The sequence below is a fragment of the Mesorhizobium sp. M1066 genome (genome assembly GCF_040318635.1).
Classification (GTDB): Bacteria; Pseudomonadota; Alphaproteobacteria; order Rhizobiales; family Rhizobiaceae; genus Mesorhizobium.
This window is the reverse complement of the sequence record NZ_JAMYMR010000122.1, coordinates 1-800: the sequence shown is the minus strand read 5'-3', so window position 1 is coordinate 800 and position 800 is coordinate 1. Positions and strand designations below refer to the sequence as shown.

General features: G+C 63.6%; 1 protein-coding gene and 1 pseudogene. Both read right to left on the bottom strand.

The window, feature by feature from the left end; all coding sequences use genetic code 11:
* A pseudogene (locus tag NKH52_RS35405) lies at nt 1-202 on the bottom strand (group II intron reverse transcriptase/maturase); the annotation flags it as partial.
* 278 nt (nt 203-480) lie between these two features.
* Nucleotides 481-800: hypothetical protein (locus tag NKH52_RS35400; protein WP_352658209.1), on the bottom strand; the 320-nt coding region annotated here is incomplete at its 5' end.

The window sequence follows — 800 nt, the reverse complement described above, 5'->3', positions numbered from 1 at the left end:
TCGCCTGTCGCTTCTGTCGCCGAAACGCCCGGTAAAGGGCTTCTTCGTCGACGTGATGCAGCAGGGCCGTGAACCGGGTTTGGGCTGCCTGCCTGGCCGCCGCGTTCACCCGCTCGAGGTTCAGCGGCAAGGCAACCCGGCTCTGTGTCCGGACCTTGGCCTCCTCGCGCAGGCTCCCCTCAGGCTGGTCCCTTCCCTCCACTCGCCTCGTTTCCTTCGACGGCTTCACGGGTACTATGAACCAGTCCGACTCCCGACCTCAGCTCGGACGGCAGCTCTGGCAGTACCTTCCTGCTGTCCCCCGCTGGAGACCAATCCAGCGGACCCGGTCGGGCCTCTCATGTTCCGATGATTACCTTCCATGCGTGATCCGGCCATCGACCCCGACGGAGCGGCATCGTCTCGCGTAACGACGATGCTCATATTGCCTTCGTGACTAGGGAACACACTCGGCCTCCGCGAACATCCACCTTTCGAGGCTCATTCCCGCACCCCGCATGACTCCTGTCTACACTTCAGACCCCGCGTTGCCGTGACGCCCGCAAGACTCGGTCCCGGCTTGCCCGCTACGGCTTTGGCCGGATGGGACTTGCACCCACAAGCAATCATCAGCTTGGCATGACGTACTCCCGCGGCGTGGTGTAGCTCGGCGGTTACGAAGCCGCTCGCGAGCGCGCCGTTAGTAGCGCTGTAGATGCTATGGGCGGCGGCGAGCGCTACTCCCGTCGGGATCTCGCCGGTCGTGACAAGTCGCCAGAAGGCAATCAGTAGCTTGCGCGCCAAAGCCACGATCATTGTCT